Source organism: Acidovorax sp., assembly GCF_022763525.1.
Classification (GTDB): Bacteria; Pseudomonadota; Gammaproteobacteria; order Burkholderiales; family Burkholderiaceae_C; genus Acidovorax.
This window is the reverse complement of record NZ_JALEGG010000209.1, coordinates 1-16,969: the sequence shown is the minus strand read 5'-3', so window position 1 is coordinate 16,969 and position 16,969 is coordinate 1. Positions and strand designations below refer to the sequence as shown.

At 67.1% G+C, this 16,969-nt stretch carries 15 protein-coding genes; 1 reads left to right on the top strand and 14 read right to left on the bottom strand.

All coding sequences use genetic code 11. From position 1 onward, the window contains the following. Nucleotides 1-24 precede the first annotated feature (24 nt). The 12 genes from MRY84_RS16530 to MRY84_RS16475 all read right to left on the bottom strand — a co-directional run bounded on the left by MRY84_RS16530 (nt 25) and on the right by MRY84_RS16475 (nt 14,380). Entirely contained in the window at nt 25-576 is a 552-nt protein-coding gene (locus MRY84_RS16530; RefSeq protein WP_291506798.1) for a PfkB family carbohydrate kinase, read from the bottom strand. Then, the gene (locus MRY84_RS16525; RefSeq protein ID WP_291506797.1) at nt 573-1,595 is read right to left on the bottom strand and encodes a LacI family DNA-binding transcriptional regulator; all 1,023 of its coding nucleotides are present in this window, start codon (nt 1,593-1,595) and stop codon (nt 573-575) included. The genes MRY84_RS16530 and MRY84_RS16525 overlap by 4 nt, the downstream gene beginning before the upstream one ends. A 57-nt stretch (nt 1,596-1,652) precedes the next feature. Next, nucleotides 1,653-2,645, bottom strand: coding sequence for an ABC transporter permease (locus tag MRY84_RS16520; RefSeq protein WP_291506796.1), 993 nt, complete (start codon nt 2,643-2,645; stop codon nt 1,653-1,655). Beyond that, nucleotides 2,642-4,303 carry a sugar ABC transporter ATP-binding protein gene (locus MRY84_RS16515; RefSeq protein ID WP_291506795.1) on the bottom strand — a complete coding sequence of 554 codons (1,662 nt, stop codon included), beginning with the start codon at nt 4,301-4,303 and terminating at the stop codon, nt 2,642-2,644. Before MRY84_RS16515 ends, MRY84_RS16520 begins: the two co-directional genes overlap by 4 nt. A gap of 71 nt (nt 4,304-4,374) precedes the next feature. Beyond that, complete coding sequence (locus tag MRY84_RS16510; RefSeq protein WP_291506794.1) at nt 4,375-5,328, bottom strand: sugar ABC transporter substrate-binding protein; 954 nt, start codon at nt 5,326-5,328, stop codon at nt 4,375-4,377. Between the two features lie 198 nt (nt 5,329-5,526). Beyond that, the gene (locus MRY84_RS16505) at nt 5,527-7,131 is read right to left on the bottom strand and encodes an FAD-binding oxidoreductase (protein WP_291506793.1); all 1,605 of its coding nucleotides are present in this window, start codon (nt 7,129-7,131) and stop codon (nt 5,527-5,529) included. After that, the gene (locus MRY84_RS16500) at nt 7,128-7,955 is read right to left on the bottom strand and encodes an N-acetyltransferase (protein ID WP_291506792.1); all 828 of its coding nucleotides are present in this window, start codon (nt 7,953-7,955) and stop codon (nt 7,128-7,130) included. Before MRY84_RS16500 ends, MRY84_RS16505 begins: the two co-directional genes overlap by 4 nt. Then, nucleotides 7,948-8,649: a DUF2878 family protein gene (locus MRY84_RS16495; protein ID WP_291506791.1), complete on the bottom strand. Its 702-nt coding sequence runs from the start codon at nt 8,647-8,649 to the stop codon at nt 7,948-7,950. The genes MRY84_RS16500 and MRY84_RS16495 overlap by 8 nt, the downstream gene beginning before the upstream one ends. A gap of 271 nt (nt 8,650-8,920) precedes the next feature. Continuing rightward, nucleotides 8,921-10,678 carry a hybrid sensor histidine kinase/response regulator gene (locus MRY84_RS16490; protein ID WP_291506790.1) on the bottom strand — a complete coding sequence of 586 codons (1,758 nt, stop codon included), beginning with the start codon at nt 10,676-10,678 and terminating at the stop codon, nt 8,921-8,923. 13 nt (nt 10,679-10,691) lie between these two features. Beyond that, nucleotides 10,692-11,318, bottom strand: a complete 627-nt coding sequence (locus MRY84_RS16485) for a response regulator transcription factor (RefSeq protein WP_291506789.1) — start codon at nt 11,316-11,318, stop codon at nt 10,692-10,694. A 382-nt stretch (nt 11,319-11,700) separates the two neighbouring features. Continuing rightward, nucleotides 11,701-13,386, bottom strand: a complete 1,686-nt coding sequence (locus MRY84_RS16480) for an AMP-binding protein (RefSeq protein ID WP_291506788.1) — start codon at nt 13,384-13,386, stop codon at nt 11,701-11,703. 250 nt (nt 13,387-13,636) lie between these two features. Beyond that, nucleotides 13,637-14,380, bottom strand: coding sequence for a hypothetical protein (locus MRY84_RS16475; RefSeq protein ID WP_291506787.1), 744 nt, complete (start codon nt 14,378-14,380; stop codon nt 13,637-13,639). A gap of 127 nt (nt 14,381-14,507) precedes the next feature. Between MRY84_RS16475 and MRY84_RS16470 the strand changes: the two genes are divergently transcribed. After that, the gene (locus MRY84_RS16470; protein WP_291506786.1) at nt 14,508-15,404 is read left to right on the top strand and encodes an alpha/beta fold hydrolase; all 897 of its coding nucleotides are present in this window, start codon (nt 14,508-14,510) and stop codon (nt 15,402-15,404) included. Between the two features lie 258 nt (nt 15,405-15,662). Here the strand turns inward: MRY84_RS16470 and phhA are convergent, their stop codons facing one another. Next, complete coding sequence (gene phhA, locus MRY84_RS16465; protein WP_291506785.1) at nt 15,663-16,502, bottom strand: phenylalanine 4-monooxygenase; 840 nt, start codon at nt 16,500-16,502, stop codon at nt 15,663-15,665. 72 nt (nt 16,503-16,574) lie between these two features. Then, on the bottom strand, nt 16,575-16,969 hold a 395-nt coding region (locus MRY84_RS16460; RefSeq protein ID WP_291506784.1), incomplete at its 5' end, for a tripartite tricarboxylate transporter substrate-binding protein.

Here is a 16,969-nt window from a genome sequence, read left to right as displayed (position 1 = left end):
GAGCCAGTTGAGTGTGGGTACCTTTTATAACCACTTATTTGATGAAGGCGATGCCGATGGCTGGATGGGGGAGGGGTTCAGCACCACGGGGCAGCCAGCGGCATGCGCCATCTCGGCGGCGGCCAGGACCTGGGGCAGAGGCGTTTCAAACTGCAGCACCAGGCCGCCTGCGCCTTGCAGCGCAGCGCCCAGCGCGGCGGCATCCAGCACAAAGCGGCCGTTGGCGCCGGGCACGACCACGATGCGGTTTTGCCCGCTGGCCTCGACGGTGATGGCGGCCACGCCGGTGGTGGTTTCGGTGTCGGTCTGCACGCCGCTGTGGTCAATGCCGTCGGCGTCCAGCCCGGCGCGCAGCGTCTGGCCGTAGCCGTCGTCGCCCACCCGGCCGAACAAGGCCACCCGGGCGCCTTGGCGCGCGCAGGCCACGGCCTGGTTGCCGCCCTTGCCGCCGGGCACCAGGTGCAGGGCGTCGGCCAGCACGGTCTCGCCAGGGCCCGGCGCGTGTTGAACCTTCAGCACCAGGTCCATGTTCAGGCTGCCGACGACGGCGATGCGGGGCGTGTGGGTGGTGCTCATGCCGCACCTCCGGGTGCATGGGCCGTGGAGGCGCGCACCCGCAACTCGGGCTGCAGCATCACCTTGCGTGCGCCCTGGCGCTTGCCGTCGATGCGCTCCAGCAGCATGTCCACGGCCAGCGCGCCGATGCGCTGCTTGGGCTGGGCCACGGTGGTGAGGGGCGGGCTGGTGAAGGCGGTGAGTTCGATGTCGTCAAAGCCCACGATGGACAGTGCCTCGGGCACGCGCAGGTCGCGCTCGTGCGCGGCGCACAGCGCGCCCATGGCCATGAGGTCGTTGCACACGAAAACGGCGGTGGGCGGCTCGGGCGCGCGCAGCACCGCGTGCATGGCTTCGTAGCCGCCCTGGCTGGTGAAGTTGCCGTGCCACAGCAGGCCCTCGCCGGTGCCGCAGCCCGCGTCGGCCAGCGCCGTGCGCCAGCCGGCAATGCGCTGCTCGCTGGGCGCAATGCCTTCGGGGCCGCCAATGCAGGCAATGCGGCGGTGGCCCAGCGACAGCAGGTGGCGCGTGGCCAGCAGGCCGCCCTGCATGTGGGCGGTTTCCACCAGGTCGCAGGGCTGTTGTTCGGCGATGTCGATTTCGCGGTCCACCAGCACGGTGGGGATGGACAGGCCCGCCAGCTGCGTGGCCAGCGTGGCGTCATGTCCGGTAGAGACCACGATCAGCCCGTCGATGCGTCGCTCGGCCAGCACCTGCAGGTAGGTGCCCTGGCGGTGCGCCTCGTCGTTGGTGTTGCACAGGATGACGTTGTAGCCCGCGCCAAAGCAGCGGTCTTCCACGCTGTGCACGATCTCGGCAAAGTAGGGGTTGGAGCTGTTGGGGATCAGCATGCCCAGCGTGCGCGTGTTGTTGCTCTTGAGGCTGCGCGCGATGGCGCTGGGCACATAGCCCAGGGCGCGGATGGCGGCCTCCACGCGCTCGCGCCCCTCGGGGCTCACGCGGCGCGTGCCGTTGACCACGTGCGACACCGTGGTGACCGACACCTCAGCGTGGCGCGCAACGTCCTTGATAGTAGCCATGCAAAAAGAAGAATGAGGTCGTTGTTGGTGGGGCAGACGGTCGCGGTAATCAGTCTCTCAGACCTTGGCGCGGCGCTGGCGCAGCGTGTCCACGATGACGGCCGCCACGATCACAAAACCTGTGATGATGCGCTTGCTGGGCTCGCTGGCGCCCACCTGGGCCAAGCCTGCTTCGAGCACCGCAATGATCAGCACGCCAAACGCGGTGTTCACCACCGAGCCGCGCCCGCCCATGAGGCTGGTGCCGCCAATCACCACGGCCGCAATCACCTGCAGCTCCATGCCCGTGCCCGCGTTCGGGTCCGCAGCTTCGAGCCGGGCCGACTGCATCAGGCCCGCCAAGCCGGCTAGCAGGCCGGTCATGGCAAACACGATCACGCGGATGGGGCGCGGGTCCACACCCGCCAGGCGCATCGCTTCTTCGTTGGTGCCAATGCCCACTACGCAGCGGCCGAATACGGTGCGCGACAGCACCAGCTGCGCCACCACCACCAGCACCACGGCCAGCAAGAAGGCGAACGAGATGCCGCCAAAGAAGGGGGCCGACAGCCACGAGATCGCATCGCCCACGTACTGCGTGCGCGAGTCGGTCACCACATACGCGCTGCCGCGCACGGCTTCGAGCATGCCCAGCGACACGATGAACGAGGGCAGCCGCCACGCCACCGAAATGGTGCCGGTGATGGTGCCGCACACCAGGCCCGTGGCCAGTGCCAGCGCGGCGGCGGCGGGCACCGTCCAGCCCCATTGCAGGATGGCGGCGGCCGAGGTGGCGGCGGCCAGCGCCATCACCGAGCCCACCGACAAATCGATGCCCGCGATGATGAGCACAAAGGTCATGCCCACCGCCATCACGGCCAGGGCTGGGATTTCGTTGGCGATGGTGATGAAGGTCTCGGCGCTCCAGAAGTATTCGGACAGCGACGAGAACAGCGCCACCATGCCCGCCAGCACGGCCATCAGGCCCAGGTAGGTACCCAGCTGGCTGCGCCAGACCGAGGCGGAGGACGGCGCCGCAGCGGGCGCGGCAGATGCGGTGGGGGCGTTCATGCGGTCACAGGGGAAGAAGTGGAAGGGTTTGTGCTGGTGCGCCCGCCGGGCTCGGAGAACGCGGCCGCCAGCAGCGATTGTTCGGACCACTCGCCGCGCTCGAACACGGCCACCAGGCGGCCCGCGCTCATCACGCCGATGCGGTCGGCCATGGCCATGAGTTCGCGCAGGTCCGACGACACCATGAGCAGCGCGCGGCCTTCCAGTGCCATGCGGTCCAGCTCGCCATACAGCTCGGCGCGCGCGCCCACGTCCACGCCGCGCGTGGGTTCATCGAGCAGCAGCACGCGGCCTTCGCGGTGCAGCCAGCGGGCGAACACCACCTTTTGCTGGTTGCCGCCCGACAGTTGCCCCACGGGCTGTTCTGGGCCGTGGCAGCGCACGCGCAGGGTGCGGATGAAGCCTTGCACCAGGCGGCTTTCGAGCCCGCGCTGCAGCCAGCCGCCGCGCGACACGGCCGACAGGTCGGACAGCGTGGCGTTGATGCGGATGGGTTGCGACAGGAGCAGGCCCTGGGATTTGCGGTCTTCGGTGACCAGGCCGACTCCGGCGGCAATGGCCTGCAGCGGCGACGCAAAGCCCCGGTGCCAGGTGCGCGGTGCGGTGGGAGCTGGTGTGGGTGGTTTTGCTATGTTTTGTGTAGCTGCTTGCGCATGATCTTCTAGCGCTTGCGGCTGTTTTTGCTCTGAAGTTGGGTGCAGCGTCACACTGCCACGGTCTGCCCGGTCGGCGCCAAACAGCAGGCGGACCAGCTCGGTGCGGCCCGATCCGACCAGCCCGGCAATGCCAAAAATTTCACCGGCTCGCAGCTCCAGGCTCACGTCCTGCACGGCGGTGCTACGTCCCAGCTTGTCAGCGCTCATCACTACCGGGCCGACGGGGCGGCGCGGGCGGTGGTCCAGGTCGCTCACCACGCGGCCCACCATGCGCTGCACCAGGTCGTCTTCGCTCATGCCCGCCATGGGGCGCACGTCCACCAGGCGGCCATCGCGCAGCACGGCCACGCGGTCGGCAATGCGGCGCAGTTCTTCGAGCCGGTGCGACACGTAGATGATGGCCACGCCGCGCGCGGTGAGGTGCGCGATCTGCTCGAACAGGTAACTGGTCTCGCGCGGCGTGAGCATGGCCGTGGGCTCGTCGAGCACCAGGATGCGCGTGTCGTCCTGCAGATTGCGCGCAATCTCCACCATCTGCTGCTGGCCGATGCCCAGCTGCGAGACCGGGGTGGCAGGGTCGATGGTGTCGAGCCCGATCTTGGCCAGCTGCGCACGGGCGGCGGCGTGCAGCACATCGCGCTGCAGCCAGCCCAGCCGGTGCGGCAGACGGCCCATCAACAAATTCTCGGCCACGGTGAGCGTGGGCACCAGGCCCAGCTCCTGCATCACCATGCGCACGCCGTGGCGCTCGGCATCGCGGCGCGAAGTGGGGGCGTAGGCCTGCCCCGCCAGCTGCATGCCGCCGCGTGTGGGCTGTTCCAGCCCGCAGAGGATCTTGGACAGCGTGCTCTTGCCCGCGCCGTTTTCCCCGGTCAGCGCCAGCACCTCGCCCGCAAACAGCTCCACATTCACGCCATCGAGCACGGTGGCGGTGTAGTCCTTGCCCACGGCCTGGATGGCGAGCAGGGGGGGACGTGGTGAGTCAGTTGACGGGCTGGGCATGGCAGTGTGTGCGGTTTTCAATCTTGGAGCGGAGAACAACGCCAGAAGAGCTTTGTTCTCCGCGCCCGGGCTTACTTGCTGTCCTTGGTCACCAGCACCACATCGGTCTTCACCGTAGCGGGCAGCTGGTTTTGCGGCGTCTTGGCGGCCAGGGCCTTCTGCGCCAGTTCGATGCCGAACACGGCCTGCTTGGCGGCGTACTGGTCGGCGGTGGCAAGCACGCGGCCATCCTGCAGCATGGGCTTGATGGCACCGATGTTGTCGTAGCCCACCACCTGCACCTTGCCGGTCTTGCCTGCAGCCTTCACGGCGGCCACGGCGCCCAGGGCCATGCTGTCGTTGCCCGCCAGCAGGGCGACCAGGTCGGGGTGCTCGCGCATCATGCCGGCGGCCACGGTGTTGCCTTTTTCAATCTCCCAGTTGCCGGACTGCACGCCCACCACGGTGATGTTGGCGGCCTTCATGGCGTCCTGGTAGCCCAGGGTGCGCTGCTGCGCATTGAAGGTGGTGGACACGCCTTCGATGATGCCGACCTTGTCACCCGCCTTCAGCGTCTTGGCCAGGTGGTCGCCCACCAGCTTGGCGCCCGCGCGGTTGTCGGGGCCCACGAAGGGCACGGTGATGTTCTTTTCCTTCAGCGCATCGGCATCGAGCTGGTTGTCGATGTTGACCACGATGATGCCCTTGTCGATGGCGGACTTGACCACGGGCACCAGCGCCTTCGAATCCGCCGGGGCCAGCACGATGGCGTTGACCTTTTGCGCCACGGCCTGTTCGATCATCTTGATCTGCGCCGCCGTGTCGGTCTCGTTCTTGATGCCGTTGGCCACCAGCGTGTATTCCTTGGCGTGGGCCTTCTGGTGCGCCTTGGCGCCGTCTTCCATGGTGCGGAAGAACTCGTTGGCCAGCGACTTCATGATGAGCGCGATCTTGGGCTTGTCCTGCGCAAACGCAGGGCTGGCCAGCAGGCTGCCCACAACGGCGAGGGCGGCGGCGGTCTGAACGGAACGGCGGGTGAACTGCATGGGTTGTCTCCAGGTTGGAAGGTGGACGGGCGACCGGCGAAGAGGAGAGACCTGGGCAGCCGCCCAAAAGTGGCGTGGCTGCAGGTGCCCGGTGCCCTGTCGCGACCGGGATCATAACGAAAGCAAACGTTTGCGCAAACGTTTGCTAGTTGGTGAAAACCCGAGATTGCCTGCCGAGATGCGAGGCAGTATCGGGTCTCAGAGGTTGTAGCGGCCCGGTGAAATGAGGTTGTCGGGATCCAGCAATTGCTTGACTCTGCGAGCCAGGGCCAACGCGGGATCGTCGTCCTGCCCCGCGAGCTTATGGAATGCCTGCGACCCCATGCGGTAAGGCACGATGCCCCGCTGGCGGCCTTCATCGAAGAGCATGTCGAAGCAGCGTCGGGAGCGCTCCCGCTCGCTGCTGGAGCGGCCATCAAACAACAGCGGCACGGAGCTGTCGAAACACCGGTCGGACAGGCTGGTGAGCGTGATCAGCGGCTCAAAGCCGTGCTGCAGGCAGACGCGCGACACCAGGGCTTCGAAGGCGAGCACGGTGTCGGGCACCATCGGAACCAGAGGGGCGTACCACATCAGCCCGCGTTCGCCACTCTGCAGTCCGCCGGGCAGGTCCTCCGGCAGCGGGGTGCCGGATTTCCAGTAGGGCAGTCGCAGCGCCACGTCGTCGGGGATGCCCTCCATCAGGTTCAGCGCGCTCAGCATGCGCGCCGCCTGGTCCGGTCCGAAACCCACGCGCGAGGCCAGGCCGGGAAAGCGCGCGGCCAGGCTTTGCAGCAGGCCGGCCTTGCCGCGGGTCAGGCGCACACGCCGGCCGCTGCAGGGGGCAAAGGCGCGCAGGATGGTTGCCACGGCCGCGCGGGCCACGGGCGCCTCGCCATAGACGCTGCCCACCACCAGGTACGCGCCCAGCCCGTGGTCCTGCAGCAGTTCGGCCAGCTCGTGGGCCTGCAGCGGGGTGCCACGCGCGAGCGCCGCGGCGGGGTAGGGGCAGGCCATCGAGGCGAGGCGGTAGCCGTTGAGGATGTTCACGCCGCCCATGACCCCGCCCGTGGTGCGCAAAAGCCCGCGCAGCGCGTGCACGGCGGGCGCGAGCTGTTCCGGCCGGTCCAGGAAGACATAGAAGGCCTCGACATGGGGCGGGCGCTGGGCCAGGGCGATCGTCATCTGCGTCACCACGCCAAAATTGGACTGCGAGAACAAGCCGTCGATGTAGGGGCCGATGCCCCATTTGTAGCTGTGCCCCACGCGCTCGCCCCCCAGCGCACCCAGGCGCGGGCGGTACAAGCTGCCGTCCGGCAGCACAGCCTCCAGCGCCATCACGGCGCCAAAGTGGTCCGCATGCGGCGTGATGCCGTAGCCCCGCTCCAGGGCATTGCCCACCAGGCTCACGTTGGCGCCCGCACCCGTGGTCGGGACCATGAAGGGCAGGCCCAGCCGGTCCAGGTGCGCGCGCAGCTGCCCCTGGGTGACGCCTGGCTCCAGGGTGGCGGTGCCCAGTTCAGCGTCCACTGCCAGGATGCGGTTGAGCAGGCTCAGGTCCAGCACCACGCAGTCGTCCTGCGGCGGATTGGCGCCGCCATAGCCCCAATTGCGGCCGGTACTGATGGGGTAGAGGGGGACGCGGTGGCGTGCAGCGATTTGCACGATGCGCTGCACGCTGGGGGCTTGCGTGGGTCGCAGCGCGGCGGCAATGCGGCGGCCCTGGCCGCTTCCGTACCGGGCCGTTGCCTGGTCCGGTGTCAATACGCTCTCGGCGCCCAGCAGCGCGCGCCACTCGCCCAGGGCACTCGGCAATGTGGTCATGGGGTGTCGTCCATTCGCCGCAGTGCCGCCTCGATGCGCTTGCGGATGCCCTTTTCCTCGGCGTTGGAAAAACTGTGCGAGAAGAAGGGCGGCGGCTCGCCCGCACCGCTGCCTGGTGCCTCACGCCCCAGCAACTGCCGCCCGATTTCTTGAAAGTCGGCAATCAGCAGGACACCGGGGGCGTTGACGCGCGGGTTGCTTTGCGGTGTGCCGTGGGGCAGGAAACCCAGCACTCGCATGTAAAAGCTCACGTGGCGGGGGTTCACCTCAATGGCGATGTGCGTGGCGCCGCTGAGCTGGTGCGCAAAGATGAACGCCACATGGAACATGGAGGCCAACGTTGCAGGGGTAGGCGCCCGGGGTGCGGTGGCCAGCTTGGTGAACTCGCACAGGCGTGCCCCGCTGGCGCGAAAGCCGTTCAACACGTCCGGAAAGCACTCATCGGACAACAGGCCGTGGCCAGTGTCCAGCTGGACGGTGAGCGTGCCGATGACCTGGCGGGCTTCATAGGCCACGATGGTCATGCGCTCGGGCGAGAGTGTGAGGGTCTGCGAGCCGTAGCCGCGCTGCCGGTAGCGGCGGTTGAGCAGCCCCACGGCGTCTTCCAGCACCGAGGGGCGCCGGGCGATGCGGATCTTGAAGCCTTCGCGCAGAGGCTCGGGCGACAGCGACGAACGCATGAAGAGCGTGCTGTGGGCGGCATCGCCCATCAGTGTGGACTCCGGCGACTGCGCAGCGGCAGCGCGGCGGCCCGGGCGCCAACCATGCCGCAGGGTTTGCACCAGGCTCTTGAACACCGTGGTGGTGGCGTGGGCGCTACGCATGCCGGCCTCCCACGCGCGCCAGCCATTCGGCCAGCGGGACCACCAGCCGGCGGCCCAGCAGGCCGACCGACATCCACATCATGAAGGACCACAAGGGAACGCCCGCCACGTCGGGCTCAGGATAGGACCAGAGACCGTTGGCCACGCCCACCCCTTCCACCAGTGCCCCCAGTACCACGGCGCAGGCGGCATAGGCCAGGTCGGCGACTCGGTGGAACAAGGCCAGGAGCAAAGCGCAGGAGGCCGCGCTGGCCAGCGTCAGTGCACGCGCGTCAGCCCCGAACAGTGAAAACGCCAGCACCGTGGCCAGCAGGCCCCAGCCGGCTGCGGGGCTGAGCGCCACGCTGTGCGGGGGCTCGCCCACAAAGCGAATCAAGTGCAAGTACCAGCCCATCCACAGAAATGGCTCGTGCCATGGCATCAGAAGAAAGTCCTGCTGCCGGAAGGCAAACGCACCCGCCGCCAGAGCTGCATGGTTTTGCGCGACAAAGAACAGCGGCACGAACAGCAGCATCGTCCACTCGCGGCGCTGCAGCGGCCTCAGGACCAGCAGCCACTGCACGGGCAGCACGATGGCCAACAGCCAGGAGGTCTGGATGGTGCTGATTTGCAACAGCGTCAGGCACAGGCTGGCGGCCACCACGGCGCGCTGCCCGCCCAGGCGACCGGGGGCGGGGCCGTCAACCGCGGGCATCGTGCGGGTCCAGACCCGGCTCATTGGGCACCACTGCCGCGTGGCATGTCCTGCGAGGGATCCGGGGCGGCTGCAAGGAGAGAAGGGACGAGAACGCAAGGGGAGTTTTTCATGTCCCTATTGCAGACCAAAGCCCCCAGCGCGGCCATTGCACTGAACGGCTAATACCAAAGTCGTAGATGCCGGGGATGCCGGTGCTGTTGCACGTGTAGGCCCAGCAGGTGCTGAACCTACGGGGGAGGGCACCTCCCCGCCGCGCGGCGTGCGGGTGTCACGGCACCAGCAGGTGCAGCAGCAAGGCGCGCAGCTTGCCGGGCCGCACAGGTTTGTGCAGTACCGCATGGCCACTCTGGGCGGCTTCGCGCAGGCGCTCGGGCGCGGTGTCGCCCGTCACCAGCACGCCCGGCAGCGGGCGCCCACAGAAAGCGTTGACCTTGGCGATGGCCTGGGCGCCAGTCTCGCCATCGCGCAGACGGTAGTCGCTGATCACCAGGTCCGGCATGGTGCCGTCCTGCGCCAGGCGGCCCAGCAGCTCTTCGGTGCTGGCCGCAGCGGTGAGCGAGCAGCCCCAGTGCTCGAAGAGCTGGCGCATGCCTTCCAGGACGATGGGGTCGTCGTCGATGGCCGCAATGTGCCGGCCCCGCAGCGACGGCAGCGCCTCCGCGGACGGCGGGGCTGGCGACGCCGCTGCGGGCGCCGGGGCCGCGCTGCGCGGCAGCACGATCGTGAAGTTGGAGCCGCAGCCAGGCGCCGAGCGCAGCAGCACCGGATGATTCAGCATGCGGCCCACGCGCTCCACGATGGCCAGGCCCAGGCCCACGCCGTGGCTGCGCTCCCGCGCCAGATTGCTGATTTGGTAGAACTCCTGAAAGATCTCCTTGTGCAACTCTGGCGGAATGCCCGGGCCGCTGTCGCGCACTTCGATGTGCACCGTGCCCGCCCGGCGGCGGCAGGCCACCAGCACCGTCCCCTGCTGGGTGTGCTGGATGGCGTTGCTCACCAGGTTGCGCAGCATGCGGTCGAGCAGCGCCGGATCACTGTGCACGGTGGTATCGGCCGCTGGCGGGCGCACCACGAAGCGCAGGCCCTTGGCCTCGGCTACGGGCTGGAACTCGGCCTCGATGCGCGCCATGGTGTGCTGCAGTGTCACCGCTTGCATTTCGCAGGGGATGACGCCCGCATCCAGCTTGGAGATGTCGAGCAGGGCGTTGAAAAGGTCTTCCAGTGTGTGGATGGTGGCAGTGATGCTGCGCACCAGCTGCTGCGAAGGTTCGTCCTGGATGCGCGGACGCAGGGATTCAAAAAGCAGGCCCAGCGCGTGCAGGGGCTGGCGCAGGTCGTGGCTGGCAGCGGCCAGGAAGCGCGACTTGGACAGGTTGGCATAGTCGGCCTGGTCCTTTTGCTGCTGGAGTGCATCGATGAGGTCCATGTTCTCGAACCGGAGCACCAGTGAGCGCTGAATCATCGCGTGCACGTTGTGCGCGAAGGCCAGCGTGGCAAAGGCCAGGGCCAGCGTCAGGCTGGCCAGGATCAGGCCGCTGCGCCCCGGCATGCCGGTGGCGCCCACCAAGGTGAGGGCCAGCATGGGCACGATGTACCCATAGAACAGCCGCCGGTCTGTGGAGAGGAAGGCTGCGCCGCCAAAGGCCATGCCGGTGATCGCCGGAAACACGATCTGGTGGAACTGCGCGGGTTCCATGAAAAAGGGCGAGAGACCGGCCGCGCCCCACATCACGCCGGTGCACCACGCGATCTCCGCGAAGCGCTGCGCGGCGGCGTCCACCTCTGTCGGTGCGGAACCGGCCAGCGGGCCGCGGTGGCGCCGGTAGTCCCACACGCCCTTGAGGGTCAGCGCGCCGCTGAAAGCGATCCAACCCAGCAGCAGCGTGGTGGGTACGCCGCCCCACAGTGCGCCGATCACGAGCAGGCTCAGGACGAAGTTCGCGCTGAGCGTGAAGGGGTAGTTGCGGTAGATCAGCCGCACCTGCTCGGTGCGCATGCGATCGGCCCAGGCTGCTTCCTGCGGCATGGTCGCGGTGTGCTCAGGAGGGACCGTCGCCGCGCTGGAAAAGCGCCACGATGGCCTGGGCGCGCGAGGTGACGTTCAGCTCGCGCAGGATGGCCGTCACATGCACCTTGACGGTGTTCTCGGTCACGTTCAGCCGGCGGGCGATCTGTTTGTTCGACTCGCCCTGCGCCATGAGGCGCATCACTTCTTTCTGCCGCTGCGTGAGGTCGAGCGTGCTGTCCTTTGGCAGAGCTGCAGGTGTTTGCGGGTCCAGCAGGATGTGCGAAGGCAGGTAGGTATCGCCCGAGAGCACCAGCCGCAGCGCATGCTCCATCACATCGGCCGAGGAGGCCTTGGGCACGAAGCCCAGAGCCCCCAGGCGCAGCACCGCCATCACCTCGTGCGGGTCTTCGGATGCCGACACCACCACGACCGGCAGCGTCGGGTGCTGCGCACGCAGCGTGGCCAGCACCTCCATGCCGTCCAGCCCGGAAAGCCGCAGGTCCAGCAGCACCAGATCCACGTCGTCATCGCCCAACAGGGGCTGCGCTTCTTCGTAAGACGCGCACTCAAGCACCGTGGCCGCCGGATCGAGCCGCTGGGTGATGGACTTGAGGGCCTGGCGGAACAGGGGATGGTCGTCCAGAAGGAGGAACTTCACGGTGCGGGGGCGGCTGGGGCTTGCGTGCGGAGGGGGTGGCGCCCAGCGGCTTGCCGGGCGTGCGCAATGTAGCACCGGTCGTGCGCGGTGCGCTGGCTGCCGTGAACTTCGAGGACGTTTCTACTGAGGTTTCCCTCGTCGCACTGGCGGCACTCTTAGCGGCACCGTCGGTCAAAACTGGCACGCACCTGCGAGAAACACCGCGCAAGGGCCGCAGAGCTGCATGGCAGCGCTTTGCTTGTATGCGCCGGCGTTGTCCCCCTTCCGGCGCTTTAGCGCGAGAGAAGGGGCTGAGGGCCGCGGCTCCCAGCCTGCCTGCGCAGGCTGGGACGGTCCTGAAGAGCTGCCGCCTCTGGCGGCCAGCACCGGGCGGCGAAGCCGCTCAGGGGGTTGTCCTTAACTGCCGCCGCAGGATCTTGCCCACATTGCTCTTGGGCAACTCGTCGCGGAATTCGATGTACTTGGGGCGCTTGTAGCCGGTGAGGTTGTCGTGGCAGTAGCGCACCACGTCGTCTTCGGTCAGCGCAGGGTCGCTCTTGATCACGAACACCTTGATGGCCTCGCCCTGCTTTTCGTCCGGCACGCCGATGGCCGCGCACTCCATCACGCCGGGGCACAGGCTGATGACCTGCTCCAGCTCGTTGGGGAACACATTGAAGCCGCTCACCAGGATCATGTCCTTCTTGCGGTCGATGATGCGGGTGAAACCGCGCTCGTCCATGATGCCGATGTCGCCCGTGCGCATGAAACCGTCGGCCGTGAAGGCCTTGGCGTTCTCTTCAGGCTGGTTGTAGTACCCCGTCATCACGTTGGGGCCGCGGATGCAGATCTCGCCCGAGGCGCCCTGTGGCAGGCTGTTGCCCTCGTCGTCCTTGATGGCGATGTCGATGCCCGGCAGCGGCAGGCCGATGGTGCCGCTGAATTCGGTGGCGTTCACCGGGTTGTTGGTGCCGATGGCGCAAGTCTCGCTCATGCCCCAGCCCTCGATCATGGTGCTGCCCGTCACCTTCTGCCATTGCTTGGCTGTGCCCTCGCTGGCTGCCATGCCGCCGGCCTGCGACACGCACAGGTGCGAGAAGTCGAGCGCGCGGAACTGCGGGTTCTGCAAGAGCGCATTGAACAGGGTGTTCACCGCCGGCAGCATGTGGAAGGGACGCTTCTTGAGCTCGGCCACGAACTTGGGGATGTCGCGCGGGTTGGGGATCAGCGTGAGGCTGGAGCCCTGGCGGATGGCCAAGAGGCACAGCGTGAGCGCGAAGATGTGATACAGCGGCAGCGCGGCCACCGAGTTGGCACGGCTGACATCGCCGATCTTTGCCAGGGCCGGCGTGAACCAGGCCTCGGCCTGCAGCGTGGCGGCCACGATGTTCCTGTGGGTGAGCACCGCGCCCTTGGAGAGGCCCGTGGTACCACCCGTGTATTGCAGAAATGCGATGGAATCCAGCGTCGCCTGGCTGGGCGCGAGGGACTTGTGTTCGCCCAGCGACAGCGCCTTCTTGAACGTGACGACCTTGCGGCCATTGGACAGTGGCAGGTCATAGGCCGGCACCATCTTGGCCAGGTGCCGCACGGCAAAGGTGATCCACTTCCCAAACCAGAAGCCCAACAGGTCGCCCATGGAGGCCATCACCACATGCTGGACGGCCGTGTGATCGATGACCTCGGCCAGGGTGTGGGCGAAGTTCTCCAGGATCACGATGGCGGTGGCGCCCGAATCCTTGAGCTGGTGCTCCAGCTCGCGGGCGGTGTAGAGCGGGTTCACGTTGACGCAGGTGTAGCCCGCGCGCAGCACGGCGGCCATGGTCACGCCGAATTGCGGAATGTTGGGCAGCATGATGGCCACGCGTGCGCCGGGCGCGAGGCCCAGGCTTTGCAGGTAGGCGCCCAGTGCGGCCGAGCGGCGTTCCAGTTCGCCATAGGTCATCCACTGGTCCATGCAGACCGAAAACGGGCTCGATGCGTGTTTGCGGAAGGACTCTTCCAGCAAGTGGGCCACAGAGCGGTATTGCTCGGGCTGCACATCGTGCGGGACGCCCGGGGGGTAGCTCTTGAGCCAGATCTTTTCCATGCGCTTGTTTCCTTCGCTTGTGCTTGCGGGTGCCTGTTTCGCCAGTGTTCTGAGTTGGTTGATGAAATAAAGAATGTTGAAATCGTCGTCAGGCAGGGCGCAAACCGCAGCGATAGCCGGAGCTACCGCGAGGATTTGCAACGCAGCGGAGCGGCGATTTCTGGCATCTTTAAAAAACGAACTTCCAACTCGGGACACCAGGTGCCGTGGATCGGTGGGCACAGATTGTGGAAGGCGGGTGCGCTGCGGACTACCGGGCTTGTCCTAGGGTGCGCGCTAGTTGGGTCTCGCAGGTGACAGGATCGGCATCGAACAGCTGGTCCATGAGGCTGCGTTCGCGGCCTTCGATGGCGGCCAGGAAGTGCTCCACCCCACCACGCTGGCGCGCGAGCTGCCCAAAGGTGTCGAACCCGGCCTCCAGGAACTTCTGCAGCGCACCCATGCCGGCGGCGTTGGCGGGGCCGCGCATCATGCGCAGCATCATCCGCAGGCCGGGGGTCCGTGTGAGGCGGGCCAGGTCCGAGCCCATGGCCAGCACGCGCTGCAGCTGCTGCTGGCGCGCATGGCGCTGGCCGACGGTGCGCCAGGCGGTGGTGTAGCGGATGGCGTCGCTGGCTGCGTTGGCTTCATGGGCCTTCCATGCGCGGCCCATGTCCTGGTCCAGCTCCTCGGTCTGCGCGTGCAGCACGGCCAGCGCCACGGCGGTTTCCACCACCGCCGCCGGAAACATCGTCTGCAGCGTGCCCGCGATGCGGCCGAATTGCTGGTCGCGGTCGGTGTAGTCGGTGTCGCTGTACAGCTCTTCCAGAAAGAACCGGGCCGCAGGGCCGAACGCGGGCGATGCCATCAGGTCCGCATAAGTGCCGCGAAAGCGCTGTGCCTGCAAGGTCTTGATGCGACCCACCGCCGCCCCCAGCGCCGGGTCACCCGTGCGGTGCAGCCGCAGCGCGGTCACGTCGGCAATGGCATCGCGGATGGTCTGTGCGGCGTCCATGGGGCGGGTCCTTTGCTTCTTTGTTGCTACCGTCGGGCAAGCCCTTCAAGGCCGCACAATGCGGCCTGTTGGATTACAACACCCACCCCGCACCGGTCACCCACGCCCCACCTTTTCACCTTTTCACATGATCGCCCGCTGGCAACGCGCCTTTCTCCTCGTCATCTTGCTGGCCATGGCCACGTGGCTGGTGTGGCAGTGGCCGAGTTCACCCCGGCGCGCCGTGCTGGGGGTGTTGTTGCCGCTAGGGATCTACCTGCTGGTGATGGCGGTGGAGTTTGTGCTGATGCACATCACCAACCGTGCCGACACGGCCCCGCGCGCGCGCGCTGCCCAGGTGCTGGCCGCGTGGTGGGCCGAGGTTTGGGTGGCACTGCTCGTCTTTGGATGGCGCCAGCCGTTTCGCCACCGGTCCCAGCCCGACTGGCTGCCCGCGCAACCGACCGGCCGGCGTGGCGTGGTGCTGGTGCATGGCTTCATGTGCAACCGGGGCCTGTGGCTGCCCTGGTTCGCGCATCTGCAGGCGAGGGGACATGCCCATGTCGCGGTGAATCTGGAGCCGGTGATGGGCTCGATTGACGAGTACGCCGACATCATCGAGGACGCCGTGCGCCGGGTGACGGCGGCTACGGGCCAGGCGCCCGTGTTGCTGTGCCACAGCATGGGCGGCTTGGCGGTGCGCGCTTGGTTGCGGGCGCACCAGGCGGACGGGCGGGTGCACCGGGTGCTGACGCTGGGCACGCCTCACGGTGGCACCTGGCTGGGGCGGTTCAGCCGTGCGGTGAATGGACGGCAGATGAGCCTGGCGGGCGATTGGGTGGTGGCGCTGCAGCGCGCAGAACCTGCGGGACGCGCGGCGCTGTTCACGTGCTGGTACTCCAACTGCGACAACATCGTGTTCCCCGCCAGCACCGCTGCGCTGGCGGGGGCGGACAACCGCTTCGTGGACGGTCTCGCGCATGTCCAGATGGCGTTTGATCCGGGGGTGTTGCAAGCCTGCCTGGAGGAGATGGTGCGGGAGTGAGTTTGGAGGGAGTTGGCCTCTGGTGCTGACCTGTCAGGCGGTGTCAGCTATTGTTTTTTTAGCTTTCGAGCTGAGCCTGTCGATTGCGAACGAGCACTTGGGCCCAGGCTTCGACAGGCTCAGCCCGAACGGACAGAATAGGGTTCCCAGGCATCGATAGTCCCATTCCATGCTCCTGCTGATTGTCGAATGCTATAAAAACAATAGCTGCTAGCGCTTGATTTACAAGCGCGAGCAGCTATTTTGATCAAGACAACCTCAGGCCGCCACAGCGTCCCGCTCATCCGCAGCGAACTCCGGCAATCCCCTGAGCCGCTCGTAGATCGGCGCAAAGTCTGCCGCCGTCATCTCGAACAGCTGCTCAAAACTGTCGATCACAAAGTACGTCTGCTGGTACGTGTCAATCTTGTAGCGCGTGCGCATCGTTCGCTCCAGCGCCAGCGGAATCCGCTGGGGTTCGGGGCTCTGCACCGAGTACGCCAGCTCGCCCGACGAACTCAGGATCCCCGCGCCGTAGGCCCGCAAGCCGCCCGCTTCGCGGATCAGGCCGAACTCGATCGTGTACCAATACAGGCGCGAGAGCATCTCGCACGCCCCCAGCCCCTGAGCCTTCAGGCCGCCCTGGCCGTAGCGCTGAACGTAGTCGGCGAACACCGGGTTGAACAGCAGCGGCACATGGCCGAACAGGTCGTGGAAGATGTCCGGCTCGACGATGTACTCGAACTCCTCGGGCTTGCGGATCCAGTCCGTCACCGGGAACTTGCGGTTGGCCAACAGCGTGAAGAACGGCACCTCGGGGATCAGGCCGGGGACGCCCACCAATTCCCAGCCGGTGGCCTTGTACAGGCGCTCATTGACTTCTTCAAATCGCGGAATGCGGTCGCGCGCGCCCAGCATGGGCAGGGCCTGGATGAAGGCCTCGCTCGCGAGCCCCGGCAACAGGGCGCACTGGCGTTCGTACAGCCGGCGGTAGGTGTCGTGGTCGGCTTCGGTGTAGCTCGCGTAATCCTGTGGGCAGGTGTAGTCCTCGCTGGCGCGCGAGTAGTCGCCGCGGGGAGGCCGGTTGGATTGGCCGTAGACGACGGGGGCTTGTCCCATTTTTTGTACTCCTTTTTGGTTGCCGCCCCGGCCAGGCGCACCGAAGGGTGCGCAATCACTGCCCCGGCGGCTTTAGTCGATCTTGATCTTTGCGGCCCGGATCAGAAACTCGTACTTGCTGTTCTCCGAGCGCACAAACTGCGCAAACCCGTCGAGAACCAGCTCTTCGGGCGTGATGCCCATCTTCTTGAACTTCTCCTTGCCCGCGGGCGAGTGCATGGCGGCCGAGAACGCGTTGGCGTACCGGCGCGCATCCGCATCGGGAAGCGAGGCCGGGGCGAACAGCCCGAACCAGGTGGACACGTTGAAGCCCTGCACGCTGTCATTGATGCTGGGCACATTGGGCAGCGCCTCGTTGCGGCTGAGCGTGGTCACGCCCAGCGCCAGCAGCTTGCCCGACTGGATCTGCGGCAGCGCCGAGGCCAGGTTGTCGAACACCATCAGCACCTGGCCGGACTCCAGCGCCG

What these genes read in the sequence shown, in the direction of transcription:
- MRY84_RS16515 (WP_291506795.1), bottom strand. Translation starts at nt 4,303, where the DNA reads ATGCCCAGCCCGTCAACTGACTCACCACGTCCCCCCCTGCTCGCCATC.
- MRY84_RS16495 (WP_291506791.1), bottom strand. Translation starts at nt 8,649, where the DNA reads ATGCCCGCGGTTGACGGCCCCGCCCCCGGTCGCCTGGGCGGGCAGCGC.
- MRY84_RS16470 (WP_291506786.1), top strand. Translation starts at nt 14,508, where the DNA reads ATGATCGCCCGCTGGCAACGCGCCTTTCTCCTCGTCATCTTGCTGGCC.
- MRY84_RS16475 (WP_291506787.1), bottom strand. Translation starts at nt 14,380, where the DNA reads ATGGACGCCGCACAGACCATCCGCGATGCCATTGCCGACGTGACCGCG.
- MRY84_RS16490 (WP_291506790.1), bottom strand. Translation starts at nt 10,678, where the DNA reads ATGCCGCAGGAAGCAGCCTGGGCCGATCGCATGCGCACCGAGCAGGTG.
- MRY84_RS16510 (WP_291506794.1), bottom strand. Translation starts at nt 5,328, where the DNA reads ATGCAGTTCACCCGCCGTTCCGTTCAGACCGCCGCCGCCCTCGCCGTT.
- MRY84_RS16525 (WP_291506797.1), bottom strand. Translation starts at nt 1,595, where the DNA reads ATGGCTACTATCAAGGACGTTGCGCGCCACGCTGAGGTGTCGGTCACC.
- MRY84_RS16530 (WP_291506798.1), bottom strand. Translation starts at nt 576, where the DNA reads ATGAGCACCACCCACACGCCCCGCATCGCCGTCGTCGGCAGCCTGAAC.
- MRY84_RS16500 (WP_291506792.1), bottom strand. Translation starts at nt 7,955, where the DNA reads ATGCGTAGCGCCCACGCCACCACCACGGTGTTCAAGAGCCTGGTGCAA.
- MRY84_RS16520 (WP_291506796.1), bottom strand. Translation starts at nt 2,645, where the DNA reads ATGAACGCCCCCACCGCATCTGCCGCGCCCGCTGCGGCGCCGTCCTCC.
- MRY84_RS16480 (WP_291506788.1), bottom strand. Translation starts at nt 13,386, where the DNA reads ATGGAAAAGATCTGGCTCAAGAGCTACCCCCCGGGCGTCCCGCACGAT.
- MRY84_RS16505 (WP_291506793.1), bottom strand. Translation starts at nt 7,131, where the DNA reads ATGACCACATTGCCGAGTGCCCTGGGCGAGTGGCGCGCGCTGCTGGGC.
- phhA (WP_291506785.1), bottom strand. Translation starts at nt 16,502, where the DNA reads ATGGGACAAGCCCCCGTCGTCTACGGCCAATCCAACCGGCCTCCCCGC.